Source organism: Pseudomonas sp. Pse79, from assembly GCF_024519615.1.
In the GTDB taxonomy this organism is placed as follows: Bacteria; Pseudomonadota; Gammaproteobacteria; order Pseudomonadales; family Pseudomonadaceae; genus Aquipseudomonas; species Aquipseudomonas veronii.
The window spans coordinates 19071-24628 of sequence record NZ_JALJRR010000045.1; the positions used below are offsets into that span (position 1 = coordinate 19071).

Here is a 5558-nt window from a genome sequence, read left to right on the forward strand (position 1 = left end):
CCATACAACCCACGAAAGCTCTTTTGATCGTAACCTTGATGAGTGCCTCTGTAGCTGCGATGGCAGAAGGCGGTGGCGATAAAGTAATGGCGCAGATGGAGGCCGCAAGAGCGTCTGCAATGACAACCTACCAAAAATCTGAACACGCAACCGCCGTTGCCAGCAATCAAAAAGCGGCGTCCAACGATGTCGCACGTTCGAATTGATAGGGCGTTCTACTCATCAAATTCATTAGCAGCCGACTACTCGATCATGCGCTTTAAGTGCCATGAAGTGCAGTCGGGAAAACTGCCGAAAGGACGCATAACCAGAGTCGCTTACTCGCCGTGTGGCAGTAGGACTAATCCTTTAAACAGTCAAAACGACCTGCTCGGGTTGCGGGGTACACCGACAATCCGAGTAATTGGTCGGCAGCACAAAAGCTGCTCTAATGATACGCAAGCATTTCACCACCCAGCTGCTTCGATTCAGGTTACTATCGAGCAGGAGCTTCAGATAAGTTTGTCGATACGTAGAGGCAATAGCCTGCGCCAGGAATGGTAGCAATTAGCGAAATTCCAAATCCATCATCTAACTTTCGACGTAGGCGATAAATATGTTTATCGATAACGTTGTCGTTTGGATCGAATTCATAGTCCCATGCACTCTCAAGTAGCATCAAGCGAGTAACAACCTCACCACAATGTTTCATGAGTTTTTCTAGAATCAAGGTTTCGCGGTGAGCAAGGGATATCGTTCGCCCCATCCATGTTACCTGCCGAGCTGCAGAGTCAAGGCACAGTTCGCCAATACACAAGGTACTCGCCTTACCAGGCTGCTGATCTCTAGGTCGCAATAACCCTTCCAGTCGCGCCAATACTTCAACAAAGGCATAGGGCTTCGCCAAGTAGTCGTCGCAACCCGCCTGAAGCCCCTCAACTCGCTGCTGGGTCGAGGCTAAGGCGCTGAGCATCAATACTGGTGTCTGCATCCCCTCCCTGCGTAACTCTCGAACCAGCGACAAACCGTCCATACCAGGTAGGCATCGATCAACGATCAAAGCGTCATAGATACCCTCAAGGGCCATCGCGAGCCCGTCACGACCTTCTGCACTGGCATCGACGACGTGTCCGCTCTCGCCGAGTCCTCGCACTAGGTATGAAGCGGTACGAGCATCATCCTCAATGACTAAAATACGCACTCAAACCTCGCAAAGACTTAAATAAACTTTTTTTCATTTTGTCGGAAGCTCAGTGTATAGACTGACTCGGCACACTATGCCATCAAAGGGGTCGTTTGATTTACATCGGCCTATTAATTTCAAACCAGGAGCTCAGCGCGACGCCTATGACCCATGTACTGGTTATCGAGGATGATCCCGTCACCTCGCGGGAAATCGAGGCAGCCCTTCAAGACCACGGCTTTGACGTGACCCTGGTAAACAATGGTCGTGAAGGTTTGTTAGCGGCCATTAGCGATACCTTCGACATCATTGTTCTTGATCGCATGCTACCTGGAGCGCTTGACGGCCTAGGTATGCTTACCGCATTGCGCGCTTCCGGCATCACCACACCGGTTCTGATTCTCAGTGCGCTAAGCGCTTTAGATGAGCGGGTTCGAGGCCTTCGTGCAGGAGGCGATGACTATTTGACAAAGCCGTTCGAGTTCATCGAGCTGACTGCTAGGCTAGATGCTCTGAATCGCCGAAGGGCACCTCCTTCCGCAGCAAATCGAGACAGTCGATTACGCATTGGGAATCTGGAAATTGACCTCCTACGACGCTCAGTGCGCCGAGGCGAAAGACAGATTGACTTATTACCTCGGGAATACGCGTTACTAGAGTATCTCGCTCAACATGCTGGGCAAGTCGTCACGCGAACCATGCTCTTCGAAGCTGTCTGGAATTATAGTTATGACGACCGCACCAATGTGATAGATGTTCATATTGGTCGTCTGCGTCATAAGATTGATGGCGAGGGCGATTCTCCAATGCTCCAAACCATTCGGGGGGCTGGTTATGTCCTACGTTCGCCTGAGTGAGATTCCACGTACCATCAGCTTTCGAACAGCCCTTATGTTCCTGGCATTATTTGGGTGCTCGTTTTTTGCGTTATTTGGTTATATTTATTGGCAGACTACCGGATACCTGATCTCAGAGGTGGATACTGCACTGCATCGAGAGGTAGACCGCCAAAACGCCCAAGAGCCTGCGCTACGACGTACAGAAATACTTAAACATACGGAACAAGACCCCGAAGGGCGGCTCCCATATACGCTATTCGATTCTGCTGGTACAACGATTGCTGGGGCGCTATCAACCCTGCCTACGTTCAGTGCATACGATAAGCCTGCGGAATTTTTCTGGGATAAAGCTAACGGGCATGATCGGCCTATCCGCTACCTTGTTCACAAACTGGATGATGGAAGCACTCTTCTGATCGGCCAGGATATTCATGATATTCGTGAATTTGACGAACTTTTAGTCAATGCTCTGGTTTCAGGTGGCTCACTACTTATAGTAGTTGGGCTACTAGGAGCGATTGCATTAGGCGTATCTGCTCGCCGCCGCTTAGACGTACTTAGCCGCTCCATAAAAATAATTGTGGAGGGTGATCTCAGTGGGCGTTTACCTACACGGGGAAATAACGACGATATTGATCGTATTGCCGGCGTGGTAAACGGCATGCTGGATGCACTTGAACGGCTGATGAGTGAAGTCAAAGGTGTATGTGATGATATTGCTCATGACTTGCGAACACCGCTGACTCGATTGATCGCTGGATTAGAACGTGCACAGCGGCGTAGCTTGACGCAAAAAGAGTACGCCAGCGCCATCGACACAGCCATTGAGGATGCTAAGGGTCTAATGCAAACCTTCCGGGCACTGCTGCGCATTTCAGAAATAGAAGGCAGTGCTAGACGCAGTAATTTTACCCTTGTTGGTTTCAATCAAATCTGCGCTGATGCAGTTGAGCTCTTTGAGCCTCTCGCTGATGAACGTGGTATGAATCTAGAGTTCAAGCCATGCGAGGGAGTCGACACAGTAATGGGGGATTCGCAGTTACTGTTTGATGCGGTTTGCAACCTCATCGATAACGCCATCAAGTTTTCACCGGACGGAAGTGACGTCGAAGTAACAGTCTCGGCAGATTCTAACAACTGTGGAATCAGTATCCGTGACCATGGGCCCGGAATACCGGAGGAGGAACGGGAAGCGGTTTTCCGTAGACTCTACCGCTCAGAGTCCAGCCGTCATACGCCAGGCAATGGCCTGGGCTTAAGTATGGTTTCAGCTGTGGCACGTTTACATGACATGTCCCTACAGGTGCACGATGCCCGGCCTGGATGCCGGGTTGACTTGATAGGTAAAGCACAAAACGCTTGAGACCTCGGATCCATATCTAAAGCTTTCGTAAATCGGCGGGCAATCCGTTCGATTGCTTGCCTGCCTGTTGGCTCAACTGATGTCTCTGTATTTGGATCGTCCGCTATGCACGTCAGCGGTCTTTGACCTGCCTTCGTTTAAGAGTTACATCCTGAATTATTTCGCCTACCAGTAGGATGCGACGATTGTTGGGGGAACAACCACCTCTCATAGCGACAAACCTGTCAAAAAATTCATCTGCAAGGGAACTGAATTATAAGCTCCCAGGCACAGAATAAATAAAGAATTAATGCCCTAAAGCAAAATGGCTAGGCATTGAGTTCTCCACAGGAAAAAAATCTGCAATAAGAGGCTTTGTCTTTTTATGGGATTTTAATTGTGTGCATCCAATGTAAAAGTCTCAAAATTGGACGAGCATACTTTTTCGATGGGGGTGTGGCCGGGTGGCTTCGCTGGTTGTTGCCCGCTATAACAAAGGCAATCAAATTCGAGAGTTAGTTGGCTATGAAAGATCACTACCCAGAAAAGGCAAACTACAGCATCGCTTTGGTTAACTACAAGTCGCTCGAGCTGACCAATAAATGCCTCCAGCTCCTGCAAGATACCGTGAAAGAAAAAGGTATTTCTGTTTATGTGGTGGACAACGACTCCAGGGATTCAAGCACAGAGTATCTTCGAACTTTAAAATGGATCAACTTGATTGAGCGAAAACCAGAGCATCCTGAGGCTGGAAATATTGCTCATGGCCGAGCTCTTGATCTCGCTTTAGGTTTCGTGGAAACGGAATATGTATTTCTTTTGCATACCGACACTTTTATTTATGACCTTGAAGTTTTTAATGTGATGCTCGCGGAATGCGCCGAACAACAAGACGTAGCAGCCGTTGGATGCTTAGAGCAGCTGGATAGAGGCTTTTTTCGCTCGGCCTGGAGAATATCATCACGGTTTTTCAAATATTACACCAGGCGTGGTCTCAAAGCGCTTGGAATAAAATCAAGGGAACCGAAACCATATAGAGAAAAACATCTAAAAAGCTTCTGCACCCTATGGAATGTAAGATTGATCAAAAAGCACGGCTTGCATTTTCAAATGGACGAACGCAATCCAGGCTATGAACTTCAGGACAGGATGACCGAGTTGGATTATAAAATTAGATTCATATCGCCTCGGAAAATGTTTCGTTATCTAGACCACATTCAAAGTGGAACGATTTCCTCACTAGGCGGCTACTCCAGAAATCACAGAAGAGTCAGGATGTATAACCAGATTACACAGAGTTTAAAACTTTAAAACGCGGCGACAGAGCTGTACTCGCTCAACCTCAGTAAAATTTCGCTATCTAACTTCGCCTTTACATAAGCTCAGCGCATATAAAAAGAGGCTGTGCTTCACCATTGGTGACACTCTCCATAGCCAGAAGTTGGCCTCTCTTCTGGGCAAGCCATCTACCCAGAAGATTTGTGATAGCCCTTCGATTACTACGCGGGGGCTATTCGACGAGTAGGTAATCAGGCGGTATTTAATAGAAGGGTCATGCGGACTGAAGTTAATACGATCAACGGTAGCCAAGAAATATCTCTGTAAGAAAAAGCGTCACGTAGGTAGCCAAGACACCCTACCCAACCCCGACAGCTCTCACCGATGCCCTTGGAGGTAAGGAGGAGAAGTGGACGCGCGCTGCCGATGCCTAGCGAGTTGCACCCCAGCAGGCTTTGCAGTAGGTCATAGTCGTTGACACCTGGGTGCCAGCGGCGTTTATCCCGCTCCGGCGAATCGCTTCGGCATGGCGCACCAACCAGGCTTCTTCCAGCGAATAGCTCAGGTTGTAGGCATCAGGCACAATCACCAGCTGTCTGGACCTCACCAGCTCACGGCGCAGGTGGCGGATCAACACATCAAAATGGTCAGAACGTTACAGGCTGATGCCAGGGTCCATCAAGCGGGATTTCAAGCTGTGGTAGTCGGTCGTGCGGTCGTTGATATAGCCCTGCGCCATGCCTCGCATCCCTGAATGCAATGAAGATGGCTTCGGAATATATGCAAGCGAATACGCCTCAGACACCAGCTCGGAGGGTTTGAATTACATTTGGGAAGTTGCCTACAGCCAAGAGAATAAGCGCAGACAGAACAGCTTCCTCCCTGAACGAGCCCCATGAAAGACAGGACACCGTTTCCCCCTTACGATAAGGGATAG

The 5558-nt window shown here is 49.1% G+C and carries 5 protein-coding genes; 4 read left to right on the plus strand and 1 reads right to left on the minus strand.

Annotated features, from left to right (window positions below; translation table 11 throughout):
• Positions 1-206: co-regulatory protein PtrA N-terminal domain-containing protein (locus NR164_RS29535; RefSeq protein WP_256823613.1), on the plus strand; the 206-nt coding region annotated here is incomplete at its 5' end.
• A gap of 269 nt (positions 207-475) precedes the next feature.
• Here NR164_RS29535 and NR164_RS29540 read toward each other — a convergent pair.
• Entirely contained in the window at positions 476-1180 is a 705-nt protein-coding gene (locus tag NR164_RS29540; RefSeq protein ID WP_256823614.1) for a response regulator transcription factor, read from the minus strand.
• Positions 1181-1326: 146 nt separating this feature from the next.
• On the opposite strand from NR164_RS29540, the gene NR164_RS29545 reads away from it, so the two are divergent.
• From NR164_RS29545 to NR164_RS29555, 3 genes are all read left to right on the plus strand, one after another.
• Positions 1327-2019, plus strand: a complete 693-nt coding sequence (locus NR164_RS29545) for a response regulator transcription factor (protein WP_017850090.1) — start codon at positions 1327-1329, stop codon at positions 2017-2019.
• Positions 1997-3364 carry a HAMP domain-containing sensor histidine kinase gene (locus tag NR164_RS29550; protein WP_026140411.1) on the plus strand — a complete coding sequence of 456 codons (1368 nt, stop codon included), beginning with the start codon at positions 1997-1999 and terminating at the stop codon, positions 3362-3364. The genes NR164_RS29545 and NR164_RS29550 overlap by 23 nt, the downstream gene beginning before the upstream one ends.
• Positions 3365-3868: 504 nt before the next feature.
• Positions 3869-4654: a glycosyltransferase gene (locus tag NR164_RS29555; RefSeq protein ID WP_256823615.1), complete on the plus strand. Its 786-nt coding sequence runs from the start codon at positions 3869-3871 to the stop codon at positions 4652-4654.
• Positions 4655-5558: the final 904 nt, after the last annotated feature.

Excerpts from the sequence above, each read along its gene's own strand:
- NR164_RS29545 (WP_017850090.1), top strand. The coding sequence starts at position 1,327 with ATGACCCATGTACTGGTTATCGAGGATGATCCCGTCACCTCGCGGGAA.
- NR164_RS29550 (WP_026140411.1), top strand. The coding sequence starts at position 1,997 with ATGTCCTACGTTCGCCTGAGTGAGATTCCACGTACCATCAGCTTTCGA.
- NR164_RS29555 (WP_256823615.1), top strand. The coding sequence starts at position 3,869 with ATGAAAGATCACTACCCAGAAAAGGCAAACTACAGCATCGCTTTGGTT.